Source organism: Citrobacter sp. Cpo100, from assembly GCF_030332595.1.
GTDB classification, from domain to species: domain Bacteria; phylum Pseudomonadota; class Gammaproteobacteria; order Enterobacterales; family Enterobacteriaceae; genus Citrobacter; species Citrobacter portucalensis.
In genome coordinates, this window is record NZ_JAOWHM010000037.1 from 1,117,101 (window position 1) to 1,137,320 (window position 20,220).

The following is a 20,220-nucleotide window of genomic DNA, read 5'->3' on the forward strand; positions in this document are numbered from 1 at the left end:
ATTACGGGTGGACATGTGTTTATATATCCGACTATTAACAGAGAGAATATTATGAGCGTTGTGCCTGTAGCCGACGTACTCCAGGGCCGCGTAGCCGTTGACAGCGAAGTCACCGTGCGCGGATGGGTGCGTACCCGCCGAGATTCAAAAGCTGGCATCTCCTTCCTCGCCGTTTATGACGGTTCCTGCTTTGATCCTGTACAGGCCGTCATCAATAATTCTCTGCCCAATTACAATCAGGACGTACTGCGCCTGACGACGGGTTGTTCAGTTATCGTAACGGGTAAAGTCGTTGCATCTCCTGGACAAGGACAGAGCTTTGAAATTCAGGCCACTGAGGTTGAAGTAACGGGCTGGGTTGAAGATCCTGACACTTACCCAATGGCAGCCAAGCGTCACAGCATTGAGTATCTGCGTGAAGTGGCGCACATGCGTCCGCGTACCAACATGATTGGTGCGGTAGCGCGTGTACGTCATACGCTGGCGCAAGCTCTGCATCGTTTCTTCCACGAGCAGGGTTTCTTTTGGGTATCGACTCCGTTGATCACCGCTTCCGATACGGAAGGTGCCGGTGAAATGTTCCGTGTTTCTACGCTGGATCTGGAAAACCTGCCGCGTAACGATCAGGGCAAAGTCGATTTCGACAAAGACTTCTTTGGTAAAGAAGCCTTCCTGACCGTTTCCGGTCAGCTGAACGGTGAAACCTACGCCTGCGCCCTGTCTAAAATTTATACTTTTGGCCCGACATTCCGTGCAGAAAACTCTAACACCAGTCGTCACCTGGCAGAGTTCTGGATGCTGGAACCAGAAGTGGCTTTTGCTGATCTGAATGATGTTGCAGGCCTGGCTGAAGCGATGCTGAAGTACGCGTTTAAAGCCGTACTGGCAGAGCGTGCGGATGATATGAAATTCTTCGCTGAACGTGTCGACAAGGACGCGATTTCACGCCTGGAACGTTTCATTGACGCTGACTTCGCGCAGGTGGATTACACCGACGCGGTAAGCATTCTGGAAAAATGCGGTAAACAGTTCGAAAACCCTGTTTACTGGGGTGTGGATCTGTCTTCTGAGCATGAACGTTACCTTGCTGAAGAGCACTTTAAAGCGCCGGTGGTAGTGAAAAACTACCCGAAAGATATCAAAGCGTTTTATATGCGCCTTAACGAAGACGGTAAAACCGTTGCTGCAATGGACGTACTGGCCCCGGGAATCGGTGAAATCATCGGTGGTTCTCAGCGTGAAGAGCGCCTGGACGTGCTGGATGCCCGTATGCTGGAAATGGGTCTGAACAAAGAGGATTACTGGTGGTATCGCGACCTGCGTCGCTACGGTACCGTTCCGCATTCCGGCTTCGGATTGGGCTTCGAACGTCTGATCGCTTACGTCACCGGCGTACAGAACGTCCGTGATGTTATTCCGTTCCCGCGTACTCCACGTAACGCCACCTTCTAAACGTGCGTTATTGTTTCAAAGGCCAGCATTGCTGGCCTTTTTTATACCCTTTTCGTGTTATCTGGATACCCATCTCACGTTAAACACAACCTTTCAATCCCCTCCACCTGTTACGTAATATTTCATCGCAATACATTTGCACAAAAAATAATCAGCAATTTTATTGTGGATTAGCATTTTCTGATTAAATAGTACATTTTTTAGCCTCGCGCACGGCACTCCAGACGTCCAAAAATCGTTACCTGTAAAATCCGAACTTTCCGGCATAACGGATAAAAAACGACCTTAGCAAAATTAAACATAAGAAAATCATATAAATAGAAATAAAAACGAGAATTTTAAGCGCAGGGGCATCCGAAGTTTGACGCTGTTCACAAAGTTGCACAAAAATAACATCTTGTTACATATTTTTTCTTTTTGAAACCAAATCTTTATATTTGTAGCACTTTGACGGTAGCGAAACGGTAGTTTGAATGGAAAGATGCCTGTCAGACACATAAAGACACCAAACTCTCATCAATAGTTCCGTAAATTTTGATTGACGGAATTTATTGGCGGCAGTGGCAGGTGTCATATAAAAACCGATGAGGGTAATAAATAATGATGAAGCGCAATATTCTGGCAGTGGTTATCCCTGCTCTGCTGGTAGCCGGGGCAGCTAACGCTGCAGAAGTTTATAACAAAGATGGCAACAAGCTGGATGTATACGGTAAAACCGTAGGTCTGCACTATTTTTCTGATAACGCTGGCAACGATGGCGATCAGACTTATGCCCGTCTTGGTTTCAAAGGGGAAACTCAGATTAATTCCGATCTGTCCGGTTACGGTCAGTGGGAATACAACTTTGCCGGTAATAACTCTGAAGGCGGCAGCGACGCTCAGAACGGCAACAAAACCCGTCTGGCATTTGCTGGTCTGAAATATGCCGATCTGGGCTCTTTCGACTACGGTCGTAACTACGGTATCGTTTACGATGCACTGGGTTACACCGATATGCTGCCAGAATTTGGTGGTGATACCGCATACAGCGACAACTTCTTCGTTGGCCGTGTGGGTGGTGTTGCAACCTACCGTAACTCTAACTTCTTCGGTCTGGTTGACGGCCTGAACTTCGGTATCCAGTATCTGGGTAAAAACGAGCGTGATGGCAATACCGGTCGTTCTAACGGTGACGGCGTTGGCGGTTCTGTAAGCTACGAAATGGATGGCTTCGGTATCGTCGGTGCATACGGTGCAGCTGACCGTACCAACGCGCAGGAAAACTCTTTCTACGCTAACGGCGGCAAAAAAGCTGAGCAGTGGGCAACTGGCGTTAAATACGATGCTAACAACATCTACCTGGCAGCGAACTACGGTGAAACCCGTAACGCAACTCGCATCTCAGGTGCCGGAAACAGTGGCTTCGCCAACAAAACTGAAGATTTCTTTGTTGTCGCTCAGTACCAGTTCGATTTCGGTCTGCGTCCATCCCTCTCCTACAACAAATCTAAAGCGAAAGACGTAGAAGGCGTGGGTAACGAAGATCTGGTTGACTACATTGAAGTAGGCGCTACCTACTACTTCAACAAAAACATGTCCACCTATGTTGACTACCAGATCAACCAGATCGACTCTGATAACAAACTGGGCGTGAACTCTGACGACACCGTAGCAGTCGGTATCGTTTACCAGTTCTAATAGCAGACCTCTTTGTTAAATGCCTATAAAACAGGACTTCGGTCCTGTTTTTTTATATCTGCTAGCGAATTCTTGCGTCTTAAAAAAACACCTCAGCTTTTCGTCAGTAACGGTTGGCATTTTGTAAATCTACCGTTAACCTGATAGCGGACTTCCCTTCTGTAATCACTATGGAACCTCGTCATGTTTGAGAACATTACCGCCGCTCCTGCCGACCCCATTTTGGGTCTGGCTGATTTGTTTCGTGCCGATGACCGCCCTGGAAAAATAAACCTCGGGATCGGTGTATATAAAGATGAGACAGGCAAAACGCCGGTGCTGACCAGCGTTAAAAAAGCCGAGCAATATATACTGGAAAATGAAACCACCAAAAATTACCTTGGCATTGACGGTATTCCAGAGTTTGGTCGCTGCACTCAGGAATTACTGTTTGGTAAAGAAAGTTCGCTGATCAACGATAAGCGTGCACGTACCGCACAGACCCCTGGCGGCACTGGTGCACTGCGTGTGGCAGCTGATTTTCTGGCAAAAAATACGTCGGCTAAACGCGTATGGGTGAGCAATCCAAGCTGGCCGAACCATAAGAGCGTCTTTAACTCTGCAGGCCTGGAAGTTTGTGAATACAACTATTACGATGCAGCAAACCACTCGTTAGATTTTGATGCGCTGCTGGCAAGCCTCAGCGAAGCGCAGGTTGGCGACGTGGTGCTATTCCACGGCTGCTGCCATAACCCTACCGGCATCGATCCTACGCTGGAACAGTGGCAAACGCTGGCTCAGATGTCTGTCGAAAAAGGTTGGTTACCGCTGTTCGACTTCGCATACCAGGGTTTTGCCCGTGGCCTGGAAGAAGATGCAGAAGGTCTGCGCGCATTTGCGGCTCTGCACAAAGAGCTGATCGTTGCCAGCTCCTACTCCAAGAACTTTGGACTGTACAATGAGCGTGTAGGCGCCTGTACGCTGGTTGCTGCCGATACTGAAACCGTTGACCGTGCGTTCAGCCAGATGAAATCAGCCATTCGCGCTAACTATTCCAACCCACCAGCACACGGTGCATCCGTAGTGGCCACGATTCTGAGCAACGACGCGCTGCGTGCTATCTGGGAACAGGAACTGACTGATATGCGCCAGCGCATTCAGCGCATGCGTTTACTGTTTGTGAATACGTTGCAAGAGAAAGGTGCAAACCGCGACTTCAGCTTTATCATCAAACAGAACGGCATGTTCTCGTTTAGCGGCCTGACCAAAGAGCAGGTTCTGCGTCTGCGTGAAGAGTTTGGCGTCTATGCCGTCGCTTCCGGACGCGTAAACGTGGCAGGAATGACGCCAGATAATATGGCGCCGCTGTGCGAAGCGATTGTCGCAGTACTGTAATCTATCGCGCACAAAAAAGGCCGCAATAGCGGCCTTTTGTTTATCTGAGATATTACCAGACAGGCATTTCATCCTGCAGGAACGGGTTATGTAGCCGTTCGTTACCCAGCGTAGAAAGTGGTCCATGACCCGGAATAAACGTCACATCATCGCCCAACGGCAAAAGTTTACGTTTAATCGAATCGATCAGTTGGCTATGATCTCCGCGCGGGAAATCGCTGCGCCCTACGCCGCCTTTGAAAATCACATCACCAGAAATCAGTAATTTTGATTGCTCATCAAAGAAGACCACATGTCCCGGTGTATGACCCGGACAATGCAGAACCTGTAACGTCACGTTGCCAACGCTTATCCGGTCACCTTCATTCAACCAGCGATCGGGCGTCAGCGGCTCACAATCTCCCAAGCCAAACATGCGGCTCTGAGCAGGGAGTCCCTGTAACCAGAACTCATCTTCTTTTTCCGGGCCAATAACCGGTACACCATAATGCTGTGCCAGTTCAGCCGCCGCTCCAACATGGTCAAGATGACCGTGAGTAAGCAGGATCTGCATTAGCGTCAGACCGCTGGCATCCACTTCCTGTTTGATTTTCTCGGCATCGCCGCCGGGATCGACCAGCGCGGCCAGACGAGTCTGCTCACACCAGATTAGCGAGCAGTTCTGGGCGAAGGCAGTGACCGGAATAATACGATAGTTCATACAGCTCCTGTTTCATTAAGCTTATGGATCACCAGTGCCGTGCAGGGCCGGTGTCAATATGCACAAAGTTACTGCTGGGGTAGTATCCTACACCACCTGCGCGCATAGATAACGCAGCTTTGCGAATATTACTTAATGCAATGCCTTCAATATGGAAATCCATGGCCTGACCTTTAGTGTGGTAGCTTTTCTTGGCCACACCACGGCTACGTGCACGGAGTTCATTATTGGTATCGATAGAGCGATAGCCTGAGATCAGCTGTACGGGTTTACGCGTGCCCAGCAGGCCCTGCAGACGGAAGAGTTGATCAAACAGTCCCGGGTCAATGGATTTCACTTTATTGGCCCGAAAATCACGGAAAAAGTGGTTAAGTTTTGCTAATTCGTCCTGAATATAGCCCCTGCCATCAAAAAACTCTGCTTTTATTGACTCACCGGTATGCAGGTTATTCAGAGTCAATATACGCGGACGTGGGGTAGAGAGTGTTGCAAATGCAGGCGTAGGCAAGATGGCAGCGCCGAGGGCAATACCACCAAGCGCCAGCAGTTTGCGGCGATTAGCGTCAAATTTGTCCATGGTATTAAGGTCTACAAGGTCAATGTTATCGTATGTATGCTCTAGCGCACGCGGGAAACCTTATCTGGCTAAGTAGTCCACGTCAAGGCTCCCAACCCCAGGAAATACGGGGCTCACAGCCATTTTGCCCCGTTTCCAGCATAACTTACGACAATCATTTTCCTCGAACTGCTTCATTTATCTGATTAATTGCTCGGCTTTTGACACAATTTGTGCGCTGGATCGCGCTGTCAGATCGTAATTGTAAATATCTGTACGATACTGCGTGCGCCCATCAGGGCCGACAAATGCGGTCAGATAGTAGAGGTTGACCGGAATATTCTGGCGAATATTCACATACCGCGTATCCCCTTGCTTCAGGGCATCCGAGATGCGTGAATCATTCCAACCCGCGTCCTGTAGCAGCATATTCGCCAGCTCAGATGCCTTGTTCACACGCACGCATCCGGAGCTTAACGCCCGCGTATCTTTCTGGAACAGATTGTGGTTCGGCGTATCGTGCAGATAAATAGCGTCCGAACTCGGCATATTGAATTTATAGCGTCCGAGCGAGTTACGTGCACCCGGAGCCTGCTGAAAGCGGAACGGCAGATTGGACGCAGTGATGGTCGCCCAGTCAACCTGCCACGGATCTATCGTCTCTTTACTGTTCCAGCCGCGCATTACGGTATAGCCGTGACGTTCAAGATATCCCGGATCATTCCATAACTTAGGCAGAATATCTTTACGTGCCAGCGTCGGCGGAACGTTCCACGGTGGGTTAACGACCACGTTATTTAGCGCACTGCTCATCATCGGCGTTTTACGATCGGGACGCCCGACAATAACGCGCGAGGCCAGCACCTGATTGCCATTCTGATAATAAACCAGCGAATAGGCAGGAATGTTCACCATGATACCGGTAGACAGCTCACTCGGCAGCAGGCGCAAGCGCTGAATATTTAACGCCAGCACGCCCGCACGCTGAGCAGGCGTCACGTTCAGCCAGTCACGCGTCGCAGGGCCAATCGCGCCATCTGCGCCAAGTCCCTGCCACGTCTGAAAACGCTTTACCGCATCAACCAATTCACGATCGTAGGTACCACGCCCTTCTTTGCCAGACGTACTGACGGCAGGCTCCAGCATCCCGGTTCGACGCAAAATTTCACGTAGCGCGGGGATGTCATTACTCCACTCCCCCGGACGCAGCGTTGCTGTACTGGTGAGCTGTGGCCAGGGACGTGTATCGCCCACCAGCTTGAGCAGTGATTCATGCATGGCTGCATACTGCGGATGTTGAGGCGCAAGGCTGGCCACAAATGAAGTCAGTTGACCGTTATCCAGTGCGACCTGCCACTGGTTGATGACGGAAATCGGCGGCGTCGTTAGCGCATAGGGCTTATCGCTGTAAAGCCAGCGATTACCTTTGACAGGGATGTTAGCGATAAAGTGCAGATACCCCATCATCGCATCAGAGAGCACGATGTCTCTCGCCTGACCGGTTACTGCCGGGTCAGTCAGAAGTGCAACCCAGGTAGTGAACTGCGGCTGAAAGCCGGCAATTGCGACCTCGGCTAACTGTTGCTGAAATGCCTTTACCGCATCACGATTTTCCCACATCGGCTTCATTTCGCGTGCGGCATACAGCAGTTCCAGCTGGCTCATGTAAACCGGCGTATAACCTGCTGGCAGCTGAGAGTGTATTTCGGCGCGGGCTTTATCGACAGACACGCCTTCTGGCAGCGGTTGAATACCCGCCATGATGGCCGTCGCAGAAGATTGAACCTGCGGCTGCGATAACGCTGTTGGCTGTTCACTGACGGTCGCAGAGCTATCGCCAGGGATCATTTCAGGCTCATCGGCCTGAGCATTGAACAGTGGAGCGAATGTTACGGCCAGGCACAAACTGATTGCCGATAGCCGACGACCACACATTTTATTAAGCAACATCCCTTGCCCCCTGTTTTCTTTATCATACTCTGAATAGCCAGGCCGTCTGTATTCCTCTTTATTCTGACGAGGGTCGGACCTGTAAAACGCCAATACAAACTGAAGTATGACGAGCAAGCCTGTGATGCGTTAGGCTCACCTTTAGTATATAAACATCAAAAACTTTTTGCCTAACCTAATGTAAAGAAGTCTAAAGAAATTACACCAGGCATGAAGTCTTTTCGGAAAAAAATAAGGCGGCCATGTAGCCGTAATGCCAGTCAGTTAGCGCCTCAGTTTCAGTAAACTGGCGGAGGTAAAGAACATGCTATCTCGGAAATAGAGTTCCGTTCACCTCATGCTCATTGTTTCTCTGAAACACGGATTCCCGTGAACGTGTAAAGGGCGTTCTCCGCCACGCCCTTTACAATCCCGGCTCCCGGCGGGAAAATTGTTGCTACGCAATACCCTCCGCTTATTCCTCCTGGCTACCGGGCCGGGCGCGAGGAAGCGTCCCTGCAAAGCGCGCCCTGAGCCAGCATCCATGCTGGCTCTCCCGGCCTTACGGAAACACGTCGGCAATTTTCAGCCGGACCAGCCCACACCTGACCATCTGCGTTTTTGTTTAAACAGCAAAACAGCTTTTACTGAAAGTCAGGGCATTGAAGCGATGACCCCTGTCCGGCTGAAAATCGATGAGGCGTTGACGTCTGCCCGGGACTGCCCGCAGGGATGCGGGCAGAGGGGATGGCCTGCATGGATGCAGGCTCGGCCCCGACCCGACAGGCAGACGGCATAAGACGAATAACTCGCGCAGCGACGATTTTCCCGCCGGGAGCCTGGGTTGCAAGGGAGGTGGCGGTGAGCCTCCCTTGCACGTTCACAGGTATCTGCGCTTCAGAGAAATGACACCACTGAGGTGAACGGAACCCTGAGCAAGAATCACATGTTCATCATACATGCTTAACTGATGAGCATTAGCCATGTAGCCGCCTTTTTGCTTAGCTTGCCTGCGAGGAGGCATCTTCAGTCCCCGGCAGTGGTTCCGGTAACTGAGGCGCAAATCCGCGCAGCCCCACCACGTGAACGTGTTCGGTGTTCTGGAAGACTTTACGCACCAGTTTGTAGGTGGTGCCTTTCTCTGGGCTGATGTTTTCCGGCGCAGCGATAATCAGCTGCATCTGCAAACGCTCACACAGCTCAAACAAGGTCGCAATAGAACGCGCATCGAGTCGTGCAGCTTCATCAAGGAACAGCAGGCGGCAAGGAGATATATCTTTCCCGCGCAATCTGCGGCCTTCATCTTCCCAGCTTTGCACCACCATCACCAGAATAGACATCCCGGTCCCGATCGCTTCACCCGTTGACAACGCACCAGACTCAGCACGCAGCCAGCCGTCAGAGCCACGGTTAACCTCAACTTCCATTTCCAGATAGTTACGGTAATCTAGCAGCTCTTCACCAATGGTTTGTGGCGTACGTTGCCCCATGTCTATCTGCGGATTCAGACGCTGATACAGCTTCGCCAGCGCTTCTGAGAAGGTCAGGCGATTGCTGTTAAACAGATCCTGATGCTGTTCATGCTGCTCTGAAAGTACGTCCAGCAAGGTAGCATGTGTTTCACGCACATTGACGTTCAGGCGAACGCTGTTGACCTGGCCAAACGACACGCTTTGCAGCCCCTGGTTCAGCATGCGAATACGGTTCTGTTCACGCTGAATGGTCTTACGAATAATGTTCGCCACGCTGCGTGAGCTGATCGCCAGCTTCTGTTCGCGTGAGGTTAACTCTTCCGTCAGACGGCTCAGCTCAATCTCCATCTGTTCAATGGCTTCAACCGGATCATCGGTACGAATAATATCCTGGCGAATACGTTCACGCAGATGCTGGTAAACCGCGACGAAGAACTGAATTTTGCGCTCTGGACGTTTTGGATCTTCAGACAGACGCAACACATCGCGCAGGTGCTCGTTATCTGCAACCGCCAGACGTAGCGCACCGAGCGCCTTATCCGACATCGAACGCAGTTCGTCACCGGAAAGATAGGCCAACTCGCGACGGTGCAGACGCCGTTCCACACCGTTATCTTTCACCATCCGCATGACTGCACACCAGCCGGCTTTGGCGGTGACTACCTGCTCGCGCATTTCATGATAATCACGTTCCAGCTTGCGCAGTCTGCGGGTCAGGTTTTCCATCTCCGCTTCGCAGAAGGTCAGTGCTTTCTCAAGTTGGTTGCGGCGTGCACGGTTGTTGCTGAGTTGTGCATGCAGTTCGTCACGACGGATACGCGCGCGCTCTTCGGCACCGCTGTCCGCACGAACGCCAATATCCTGCAGTTCACGTTGTAAATCGTTCAGCAGCTCTTTTTTGGTGTCATAAGAGCTTTTCAGCGATGCCATGACCTGGTTGTACTGGCTTAACTGTGCGGCGTGGCTGCGCAGCGCTTCGCGAGCGCGGGTACGTTCGGCTTCCGCCTGTTCCAGGCGTTCACGCAATTTTTCGTTCAGATCGCTATTGCCGCTCAGCATTTCGGCTGAGTCGGAATAACTAAAGTGCGCCCGACGCTGTACAACTTCGGTCAGCGCAAAAGCCTGCTGACGCGCATCGCGCTGCATCTGCTGGGAATACGCATAGTCTTCCTTCAGCTGTTCAAACTGCTCAGGGTCATTTTGCAGAACCGAAACGATAGGTTCCAGTTTCGCCAACTGATTGCCATGTTGCTGTACAAAACGCGCGGCTTCCTGAGCTTCATCCAGACGCTCGCGAATTTCGTCTACGCGATCGGCTAGAGTATCATCTGCCAGCAGATTCAAGCGCGGCAGCAGGCGGTTCAGCGCAGAGACGCCCTCTTTCGCCTGTTCAAACTGCATACGGCTTTGCTGGTTATCATTTTCATGATTGGTCAGCGCACGTTCCAGTTCAACGCGACGGCTATTCAGTTGGCGAATTTCCGCTTCTGGATCGGCTTCAAACGCCACCGACAGATGGCTGCCGATAAAGCGACTGAACGCCTGATGCAGACGTTGGGTTTTCTGGACGTCAAAGGAGAGCGTGGCGAAACGTTCAGACAGCCCTTCACGCTCGGCATGCAGGGTTTCGATACGGCTTTCACGTGCTGCACGCCCAAAAATAGGCACCGTCGGGAAGCGAGAATAACGCCACTGACGCTCGGCAGTTTTCACCACCACCGCATTTTCCAGTTCATCAACGCTGAAGACGCTGTCATCAAACGACTGCGGATCCCCTTCGATGAAATAGAGATCTTCCGGGCAATCCGTCAGCCCTTCAAGCTGTTCGGTAATCAGCGACAGATCCGGTACCACAATGGCATGACGCGAAGGACCGTATAGCGCAGAGAAGTACGGTGCATCTTCAAGGCTAACGTCATCATAAATTTCTGACAGCAGTACGCCGCCAAAGCGTTCAGCCAGCGCGTTCAGACGCTGATCTTCCGCCCCGCCCGGCTGACTTAAACGTTCAATCTCTTCATCAACTGCATTTTTACGTGCGCCGACTTCATCACGCTCAACAATGGCCTCACGCTCGCGCTCCAGCAATTGTTGCAGATACTCGGTCACGTCCTGGCTGGAGGTAAACTCTTCACCACACTGCTCGCTAAGCTGATTCAGGCTATTTTGCGCAGCCAGCCAGACAGGTGCCCGCTTCATCAAATGCTGAATACGGGATTGCAGCTGTTCCTGCTCCTGACGCAGCGTCATACGCTGTTCGCTGGCAGACGAGACGCTGTCCGACAAGGCGGCGATGCGTGCTTCCAGCTCCTGGTGCAGCGCTTCCAGCTCATCGATATCGAACTGTTTACCCTGACGCTTGCAGAATTCGGCCAGCAGACGCTCGGCATCCTGCTGTTCGCGCAGACGCTGCTCCAGTTCGCTCAGTCGCATACGCAACGGCTGAACCTGTTCTGCCAGGTGGCGCTGTTCCACGCCTTCGCGCAGCAGTTCACGCGCCACGCTCCAGGCTTCACCGCGCGCCAGCGGGCCGTTGATAGCCGCCACCAACTGATAAGCCTGTTCAAACTGGCTATGCGCGGTTTGCGCCACGCTCATTTTTTGTTCTAACGTCAGCAGCTTTTCAGTGGCTTCCTGCTCTTTGGCCTGGAAAGTCTCCAGCCATTCGGCGGCGCTGTCGGCTGTCAGGTCCGGTAAGTGGCAGAGCTCTTTCGCCCGGTTTAGGGCCTGGATCGCCTGGGTATACTGGATGGCTCGCGTTTGCTGGACGTCCAGCGCTTGCTGGTAATCGGCAAGCTGGCTTTTCAGCTCATCCACTTCCAGCTCAGCGGCTTCTGCGCGGGCTTCGTTTTCATCCTGGCGGTCAACGGCTTCCGCGACCACCTCGTTTTGTTCTTCAAGACGGACCTGCAATTCTTCGAGATCCGCCTCGTAGCGTTCAATTTTTTCCTGCTGACGCAGCGCGGTTTGCACCAGATTCAGGTGATCGCTCGCGGCCTGGTAATCAGCTTCCAGATCGCCTTCCGCACCGTTGTGCTCACCCAGTTCACGCGCCATATCCACGTGTTTGTACTGCTCTGCCGCCAGCTGCTTGCGAGAGGTATACAGTTCACGACGATATTCCAGTGCTTTATCCAGATGGATACGACGTTCATTGGCGTGGCGCATATAATCTGCGGCCACATAGTTGGTCGCTTCACTGATTAAATGCTTAAACAGGTCGCGGTCAGACTGCGTTACGCGAATCGCTTCCAGCGTCATACGGTTTTCACGCAGCGCGGCTTCCATATCCTGGAACGCTTTACGTACGCCGCTGTTTTCCGGCAGCAGGTAGTCACGCAGTGAACGGGTAATGGCGCTGGAGATCCCGCCGTACAGCGAGGCTTCAATCAGACGGTAGAATTTACTACGATCGGACGCAGAGCGCAGACGACGGGCAATGATGCCCAGATCGAACATCAATGAGTGATAATCGGTTATTGAGTTGAACTGCTTAAACTGCACGCCTTCCATCTCATCAAGCTTCTCTTTCAGCTCAGGTAGAGACAGTACGCGCGCCTGGCGTTCGTTCAGCGTTTCCGTCACCAGTTGGGTTGGCTGTACCGACATCGGCAGCCCCTGAATGGCAAACGGTTTGATATCCACTTTGCGATCGCGACCAGCAACCTGTTGCAGACGCACCCCCACGACCACGCGCTGATGACGCGAGTTGAGGACGTCGAGCATTGAATAACAAACCCCTGCTTTCAGCTTACCGTGCAGGCCTTTATCACGTGAACCGCTGGTTGCACCGGCTTCGGTGGTGTTACGGAAATGCAGCAGGGTTAAGTCCGGAATGAGCGCCGTAACAAATGCCGCCATGGTGGTGGATTTACCCGCACCGTTACCACCGGACAGCGTGGTGACCAGCTCATCGAGATCAAACGTACGGGCAAAAAAACCATTCCAGTTAATCAGCGTAAGTGAGCGAAATTTACCGCGTTCAATCATTATTCTTCTTCTCCACTGTCCGGCTGATTCTCTTCGGGCTCATCGTTGAGCTGCAGACGGTTCTCGACCGCCATCGCTTCACCATCACGAATTAAGCGACGCTGTGCTTCACGCGGATCGTCACCGCTACGCACATCCGCACCAAAGCGGAAGACAGATTCCGTAATACGGAATTTGCTGCTGTCGTGGCCCAGAAACCACACCATGCCTAAGCGGCGCAAGCGGTTGAGCGAAGAACGCACTTTTTCCTGTAGCTTCTGGCGGTCAACGTCAGAACCGGTTGAACGGTTGTTCACCAGCTTCAGTAACTTCGCTTCATCTGCCAGCGTTAGCAGCTCGTCGTACAGCTCTTGCTGGGTAAAAATCCCTTCGTTCGCCAGGCGTTCCGGGCTGAGATAGAGATAGCAAAGAATTTTACCCACCATCATGTCCAGTTCAGACAGGACCGAACGCGGAATGAGCGTCGTTGAACGCGGACGAAGGTAGAAGAACCCTTCCGGCGCACGGATCAATTCCACGTTATAGCGGCTGTAAAACTCTTCAAAATATTCCTGAAAATCCATCAGGAAGGCATGATTATCCAGTTCATCCAGACCGATATGGCGGCCCGAACGTAAGGCACTATCCAGTGCCGGAAATAACGGATTCGCCAGCGCCTGCGCCAGCTTTACCGGCATCACTTGTTCAATATTTGTCAATGACATGCGCCTGTACCTTGGCTCCGTAATCATTAATCGGCTGCCATTTGGCTGGCAGTCCGGTGAAGTCTGCTTGCGCTACGCCAAGGCGTACCGCCTGATCGATAACAATACGCGCGACGTCGAAATGACGCGCACGTGGGTATTGCGCCAGATACTCGCGCACTACCAAGCCGAGATCCAGTGGTGTTTGTCTGGATTTGTAGATAGCCAGCTGTTCTTCGATGATCGCCGCCAGTTGCTCACGGATCTCGTTAAATTCTTCATATTCCAGGTCTTCCGGAAGTTCACCGGTGACCTCTTCGTCACGCAGCACCATCTCCTCGTCACGCATATCCAGCAGACGATCGGCGTTGGCATAGGTCAGCGCCCATGGGTCGTCAAAGTAGGTCTGCACGGACTGACGCAGACGCTGGGCGAAGACGCGGTTTTTATCCATGTCGATCGCGGTACGGATAAATTTATGCACGTGACGATCGTAGCCGATCCACAAGTCAATGGACTGCTGGCCCCAGCTAATAATGCGGTCGAGCTTGCTTTGTAAATCAAACACCAGCCGATCGACAAAATGCAAATCGTCATGCGTCATCGTGGCGTCCTGGATGCGTAACAGATTAGCCTGCAGCTTATCCCCTGCCGCTTCCAGCGTATCTTGCAGCTCACGCAGCGTACCAGATGTTTCAGACAGCAGCATTTCACAGCTGGAAATCGCCGCCCGCCAGTCTTTGTTTAGCAACTGTGCGATGTCGTCTTTTACCTGCTGCTGCTGTTCATCCATGATGCGCTGGGTCAGATCGATACTGTCGAAAATCTCCGCCACCGAGTATTTCAATGGCGCATAGACGTTGCGATGCCAGTGGAACTCATCACCACCTTCCGCTGCCGCATCCGCCGCGCGCTTCAGTTCGCCTGCCACAATTGACAGCTGCATAGAAAGACGCAGCGTAGAGAATTCGCGCTGACGAATATAGTAATCTGTGATGCCAATCCCGAGCGGCGTTAAACGGTAAATGGCGTTGCCTTCAGCCTGCTCGCTGGTAAAGCGGTTCAGCAGACGTTGACGCACCATATCGTTGATCGCGTTGTTGGCGCGGACGCCGATGGTTTCGCTGGTTTGCTCAAACGCATCACTCACATGGCGGAACGCATCCACCAGTTCACCTTCACTCATCTCACCGTCAAGTCGCTCACCGTTTAGTGTGGCAACAGCCAGCAGGAACGAAAGTCTGTCTACCGGCAGAGAGATGGAGAAGTCATTTTTTCTGGCCCAGGCAACCAGTTCGGGGACTGTCTGGGAAAATTCACTCATAGGTTATCCTTGCATCTGCGGCTCGGGCCGGACGTTTAATCGCGGTGACATGAATATAGCGCCCAAGGCTGATATACGGTTCCTGGCGGCAATAACGTGTTTCTATTTCTGTTAAAGCATCAAAACAGTCATGCTGTTTTTGTTTATCACGCAGATAATCATGAAACACCCTCACGCCCGTTTTACCGGTTATCTCCCAGCCAATCTCCTCCAGCCAGCCATAGACCTGCTGAGGGTCGCGCGGAAAATCGGGAGACAACGTGCGCCGTTTCTTTTTATACATTCCCTGCTGTACATAGCCGAAATTACCGACCAACACATTACGCATCAACAGACCGTTTGCATTGTAGAACATCAGCGATAAAGCACCGCCCGGGCGTAACATCGACCACAATGTTTTTAAGACGGCTTGCGGATCGGCCACCCATTCCAGCACAGCATGAAACAATATCAGATCAACCTGAGAATCCAAATGCTGTGGGATGTCCTGAGCGGCACAATGTATAAAATGCATGTTGTCGCTCACACCTTGCTCTTCTGCCGCCCGTTGCGCTCGCGCCACCATCTCAGCAGAAAGGTCGCACAAGGTGACGTGATGGCCCCGCTGCGCCATCAGAATTGCTGTCTGCCCTTCTCCGCCACCCGCATCAAGCACACGCAACGTTTGGCCCGCGTAGTCGGCAAGAAGTTTGTCCAGATCCTGCCAGAGGATCGTCTGACGAAGCTGACCTTTGGTGGTGCCGTAAATGTTACGGGAAAACTTCTCTGCAATGTCATCAAAATTGCGATCCCGCATCGGGCTCTCCACATGCTGGCTTTAGGGTGACTAAGTAAAACCGCTATTTTGTCACACCCACGCCGAGAATGAACCTTCCTGGTGTAATATCCCTGCTGATCCCCTGCTGTATGGTTAAAAAAGGAACCAAAAAGGATGCTTTTTACGCTCAAGAAAGTGATTGGCGGTATGATGCTGCCACTTCCGCTAATGCTCATTATCATGGGCATAGGCCTGGCGCTGCTCTGGTTTAGCCGCTTTCAAAAAACAGGGAAAGTGTGCATTAGCCTGAGTTGGCTGGCACTGTTACTTCTAAGCTTGCAGCCCGTCGCCGACAGTCTGCTGAAACCGATTGAGGACAGCTATCCAACCTGGCAGGATACACAAAAAGTGGAATACATTGTGGTGCTGGGCGGTGGGTATACCTGGAATCCACAGTGGGCGCCGAGTTCAAACCTGATAAGCAACAGTCTTCCGCGTCTGAATGAAGGTATTCGCCTCTGGCGTGCTAACCCGGGATCGAAGCTTATCTTTACCGGTGCTGCGGCAAAGAGCAATAACGTCAGTACTGCAGAAGCGGGCGCCCGCGTAGCGAAGTCACTGGGTGTGCCGCCCGGTGATATCATCACGCTGGATAAACCTAAAGACACCGAAGAAGAAGCCGCAGCGGTTAAGCAGGCCATCGGCAGCGCGCCGTTCCTGCTGGTGACCTCCGCATCGCACTTACCGCGAGCAATGATTTTCTTCCAACAGGCCGGACTACATCCGTTGCCCGCGCCAGCCAACCAGTTAGCGATTGATTCACCGCTTAATCCGTGGGAGCGCGCGATCCCCTCTCCCGTCTGGTTGATGCATAGCGATCGTGTTGGTTACGAAACGTTGGGGCGAATCTGGCAGTGGCTAAAGGGATCGGAACATTGACAGGAATGTTGCCTGATGGCGACACTAACGCGTCTTATCAGGCCTACGTGTTCAGCGCAGAATTGTAGGCCGGATAAGGCGTTCACATGTTCATCAGGCGAGCCACGGCAGCAGTGATTTCGTGGCAAGGTCAAAGTTGGAGCGGTTAAAACGTCCGGTGTTGACCAGTTGCGCCACCTCATCCCATAACACATACAGCCAGCGCCGCCAGATGAAGGACTCCGCCACGGGCGCGCGTTGCAGGTATTGCCAAAGCAGACTTTCCGCCAGCGCATTATCCATTAAACGGAACAATTCATACTCTCTGGGTGCCCACAGCATCAATCCCGGTCCGACCATCGCCAGAAGCTGATCGCTACGGGCGTCTTTGAGCATGCTACGTAAACTAAAATTACCGTGGATCAGCACGCAGTTATCATTGAATCCTTCAAATAAAGCGGGCAAACACTCACGGGTACGAAACAGGATCCGCTTATCCTGCATCGTCAGCCCGGTATTGTTGAACTGATTTAAAGTGGTCCACAACACTTCAACACGCTGACGATACCAGGATGGCCAGATGTTCTCTTGCGTGTTATCCACCATTCCCACGCAGCCACGGCTATCCTGCCGATGCCATGACAGCAGACCTTCTACGATCTGATCTTTTAAATGCTCCCAGCGTTCGGGCGTTCGGGCTGGCGCTTCCACCGGCACGCCACGTAAACGCTCAAGCAGTAGCACATCGGGACCGGGATGCTCCTCGTGGGTTAAGACCCCATAAATGACGGGCATTCGCACCGTACCACTGCGCGCCAACATGGAGGTTTTCCATGCCAACTGCTGCGCCATACCTGGCGTGGTGAAACTTCTCGCCATCAGCGGCATCGGATTTCCCTGGCTGTCGTACAGTGACCACAGGGCCGTATCCAGTTTTTCATTCACGCATTCTATGCGACTGAGTTTTTCGCCCAGCAGGTGGCTGAGTTCGGCACGCAACTGTTCCATTTCAGATTGCCCTCATAAATGCTACTGCTTTCATAATGAGCGTCGTGCAGACAGATGTCACCCGGATGAGATCAATTGATGAAAAGAAAAGTGGAGGGAAAGCGCAACGATACGACACTCCTCCCAAAAATACGCCTCAATATGGGGGGAGTGCCGTGAGAAAAACTAATGCATTTCGGCGCGAACGCGCTCAAGATCTTCGGCAGTGTCTACGCCGGTACCCGGGACTTCTTTTGCGACGGCAACGTGAATTTTTTCGCCGTACCACAGCACTCGCAGCTGCTCCAGCATTTCGATATGCTCAAGCGGGCTAGGCTGCCAGTTAACATAGCGGCGAATAAAACCGGCGCGATAGCCGTAAATGCCCAGATGGCGCAGGAAGGTGTCCCCCACCGTTTCCAGACTTTTGGCGAAACGATCGCGATCCCATGGGATGGTCGCGCGTGAAAAATAGAGAGCATATCCTTCAGCGTCCAACACGACTTTTACCGCATTCGGATTAAATGCCTCTTCCGCACTGTGAATCGGAGCCGCAAGAGTCGCCATACCGACCTGACGTTGCGCCAGATTCTCAGCCACCTGGCGAATAATGACCGCAGGAATCATCGGCTCATCACCCTGTACGTTCACAATAACGGTATCATCGCTAAAACCACATTTCTCGACGACTTCCGCCAGGCGCTCCGTACCAGACTGGTGATCGGCGCGAGTCATGCACACTTCGCCACCCACCGCTTCTACCGCGCGAGCGACATCCTCGTGATCGGTAGCAACGATGATACGTTCAGCGCCAGATTCACGCGCACGCTCCAGTACATGCACGATCATCGGTTTACCGTTGATATCCAGCAACGGTTTACCCGGCAGACGTGTGGACGCATAACGCGCAGGAATAATGACCACAAAACTCATGATTTACTCTCATCAGCAGTCAGAATGCGGGCCTCGGTTTCCAGTAACACGGGAATGCCATCACGCAGTGGGAAAGCAAGGTTATCCAGTTTACAAATCAGTTCCTGTTTTTCCTGGTTAAACCAGAGTTTGCCATTGCATACCGGGCAGGCAATGATTTCAAGCAGACGATGATCCATAGTTCCTCCAGATGGACCGGATTGTGAATCCGTAAATATTAACATAATCGCTTAAAGGGCTGGGTCTATTTCCCAACCATGGCGTGCATCAGCAAATAAACCTTCAGGATAACGTCCCAGCGTCACGCGTGTTGCCTGTTGCCAGCGGGCAAAATCGTCAATCGCCTGAAACAATCCTTTTTGCAACGTCACTCCAGGCTTAACCCCATCCTGTAACCACAGCGAAATAACGTCCAGCACACCTGTTTTGCGGTGCATTTTGGCATCCATCCGCCCAACCAACTGTCCACGATGCAGCAACGGCAAGACAAAATAACCATACTGACGTTTCGGTGCTGGCGTGTAACACTCCAGCCGATAGCTAAAATCGAATAGCTGCTCTGCCCGTTTACGATCCCAGACCACCGGATCAAAAGGTGATAATACTGCACTGTGAGTCGCCGTTAATTTGCCCGCCAGCGCCTGTTCAAGCAGCGGCTGAAGGTGGCTATGCAGCCACAAGGCTCCTAGCCCTTCAACGTCGACAGGAATAATCTGCTGCTGTTCCGCCCGTTCGTTGCACCAGTTTTTTAGCGCCGGGCGCTTCAGGCGGTAGTAGTCTGCCAGCCATTGTTCGCGGAAAATCCCCAGACTGCGGGCGCTGTTATCCAGCATGACACTTTCCGCATCTTTCTGCGAAAGTGGGTCGCGTTCATCGTCCCAGTGCGGCATGACGCGATGGGTTAAATCATACACTCGCTGGAAATTACGCCGTTCCACGACCATCACTTTCCCGGCAGTGAACAACCCTTCAAGATGACGCTTCTGCGGTTTCCATTCCCACCAGCCGCTGGTCCCTTTGCGTGGATGCTCAAAATCAGTTGAGCGTACCGGCCCGTTATGCTGGATGTGCTGGAGCAGTTGCTCAATCTCATGCGCATGTTCTTTCATCCACGCCGCTTTATATTTCCAGCCCATATTCTCCGGGGCCAGCATGCGGTGACGTATCAGCATAAAATCGCTGCGCGGCAAAAAACAGGCCTCGTGCGCCCAGTATTCCATCAGTTCGCCCTGCTGTAACGAGTCGTCCAGCCATTGGGGGGAATAATCGCCTAAACGACTAAACAGCACCAGGTAAGGACTGCGCGCCACAATATTGATGGTGTCGATTTGCAGTAACGACATCCGCGAAATGGTCGCGAGAATATCTGCCGGGGTTGCCCGGCGGCGTGTTTTTTTCAGCAGACCTTGAGCAGCAAGGTGAAGATGACGGGCATCCGTCAGAGAAAGGCGCGGCAACGACATTTATG

General features: G+C 52.3%; 15 protein-coding genes. 4 read left to right on the top strand and 11 right to left on the bottom strand.

The features are described 5' to 3' along the window. Positions 1-51 precede the first annotated feature (51 nt). From asnS to aspC, 3 genes are all read left to right on the top strand, one after another. Positions 52-1,452: an asparagine--tRNA ligase gene (gene asnS / locus OGX96_RS21115; RefSeq protein ID WP_020996514.1), complete on the top strand. Its 1,401-nt coding sequence runs from the start codon at positions 52-54 to the stop codon at positions 1,450-1,452. 600 nt (positions 1,453-2,052) lie between these two features. Beyond that, a complete protein-coding gene (gene ompF / locus OGX96_RS21120; RefSeq protein ID WP_048235705.1) occupies positions 2,053-3,129 on the top strand; it encodes a porin OmpF in 1,077 nt (358 codons plus the stop codon). A 183-nt stretch (positions 3,130-3,312) separates the two neighbouring features. Continuing rightward, positions 3,313-4,503 carry an aspartate transaminase gene (gene aspC / locus OGX96_RS21125; protein ID WP_198801972.1) on the top strand — a complete coding sequence of 397 codons (1,191 nt, stop codon included), beginning with the start codon at positions 3,313-3,315 and terminating at the stop codon, positions 4,501-4,503. A gap of 52 nt (positions 4,504-4,555) precedes the next feature. Here aspC and OGX96_RS21130 read toward each other — a convergent pair whose 3' ends face one another. From OGX96_RS21130 to cmoM, 7 genes are all read right to left on the bottom strand, one after another. Then, positions 4,556-5,203: an MBL fold metallo-hydrolase gene (locus OGX96_RS21130; protein ID WP_003831949.1), complete on the bottom strand. Its 648-nt coding sequence runs from the start codon at positions 5,201-5,203 to the stop codon at positions 4,556-4,558. Between the two features lie 28 nt (positions 5,204-5,231). Beyond that, the gene (gene mepK / locus OGX96_RS21135) at positions 5,232-5,780 is read right to left on the bottom strand and encodes a peptidoglycan L,D-endopeptidase MepK (protein ID WP_003831948.1); all 549 of its coding nucleotides are present in this window, start codon (positions 5,778-5,780) and stop codon (positions 5,232-5,234) included. A 177-nt stretch (positions 5,781-5,957) separates the two neighbouring features. Then, positions 5,958-7,709, bottom strand: coding sequence for a L,D-transpeptidase (gene ldtD / locus OGX96_RS21140; RefSeq protein ID WP_191238687.1), 1,752 nt, complete (start codon positions 7,707-7,709; stop codon positions 5,958-5,960). Between the two features lie 980 nt (positions 7,710-8,689). Beyond that, positions 8,690-13,150 (bottom strand): chromosome partition protein MukB, encoded by a 4,461-nt coding sequence (gene mukB / locus OGX96_RS21145; RefSeq protein ID WP_079936780.1) that lies wholly within the window; start codon positions 13,148-13,150, stop codon positions 8,690-8,692. Further along, complete coding sequence (gene mukE, locus OGX96_RS21150) at positions 13,150-13,854, bottom strand: chromosome partition protein MukE (RefSeq protein ID WP_003035809.1); 705 nt, start codon at positions 13,852-13,854, stop codon at positions 13,150-13,152. The genes mukB and mukE overlap by 1 nt, the downstream gene beginning before the upstream one ends. Beyond that, entirely contained in the window at positions 13,835-15,157 is a 1,323-nt protein-coding gene (gene mukF / locus OGX96_RS21155) for a chromosome partition protein MukF (RefSeq protein ID WP_003831939.1), read from the bottom strand. Before mukF ends, mukE begins: the two co-directional genes overlap by 20 nt. After that, positions 15,150-15,953: a tRNA uridine 5-oxyacetic acid(34) methyltransferase CmoM gene (cmoM, locus tag OGX96_RS21160; RefSeq protein WP_003035803.1), complete on the bottom strand. Its 804-nt coding sequence runs from the start codon at positions 15,951-15,953 to the stop codon at positions 15,150-15,152. Before cmoM ends, mukF begins: the two co-directional genes overlap by 8 nt. A gap of 135 nt (positions 15,954-16,088) precedes the next feature. Between cmoM and elyC the strand changes: the two genes are divergently transcribed. Then, on the top strand, positions 16,089-16,853 hold the full coding sequence (gene elyC / locus OGX96_RS21165) for an envelope biogenesis factor ElyC (RefSeq protein ID WP_103284965.1): 765 nt from the start codon (positions 16,089-16,091) through the stop codon (positions 16,851-16,853). A gap of 93 nt (positions 16,854-16,946) precedes the next feature. Here the strand turns inward: elyC and OGX96_RS21170 are convergent, their stop codons facing one another. The 4 genes from OGX96_RS21170 to OGX96_RS21185 all read right to left on the bottom strand — a co-directional run bounded on the left by OGX96_RS21170 (position 16,947) and on the right by OGX96_RS21185 (position 20,215). Further along, positions 16,947-17,840: a YcbJ family phosphotransferase gene (locus tag OGX96_RS21170; RefSeq protein WP_286584165.1), complete on the bottom strand. Its 894-nt coding sequence runs from the start codon at positions 17,838-17,840 to the stop codon at positions 16,947-16,949. A gap of 165 nt (positions 17,841-18,005) precedes the next feature. Then, complete coding sequence (gene kdsB, locus OGX96_RS21175; RefSeq protein WP_003831932.1) at positions 18,006-18,752, bottom strand: 3-deoxy-manno-octulosonate cytidylyltransferase; 747 nt, start codon at positions 18,750-18,752, stop codon at positions 18,006-18,008. Next, positions 18,749-18,931 carry a protein YcaR gene (gene ycaR, locus OGX96_RS21180; protein WP_151217924.1) on the bottom strand — a complete coding sequence of 61 codons (183 nt, stop codon included), beginning with the start codon at positions 18,929-18,931 and terminating at the stop codon, positions 18,749-18,751. The genes kdsB and ycaR overlap by 4 nt, the downstream gene beginning before the upstream one ends. 51 nt (positions 18,932-18,982) lie before the next feature. Next, on the bottom strand, positions 18,983-20,215 hold the full coding sequence (locus tag OGX96_RS21185) for a winged helix-turn-helix domain-containing protein (protein ID WP_286584166.1): 1,233 nt from the start codon (positions 20,213-20,215) through the stop codon (positions 18,983-18,985). Positions 20,216-20,220 lie beyond the last annotated feature (5 nt).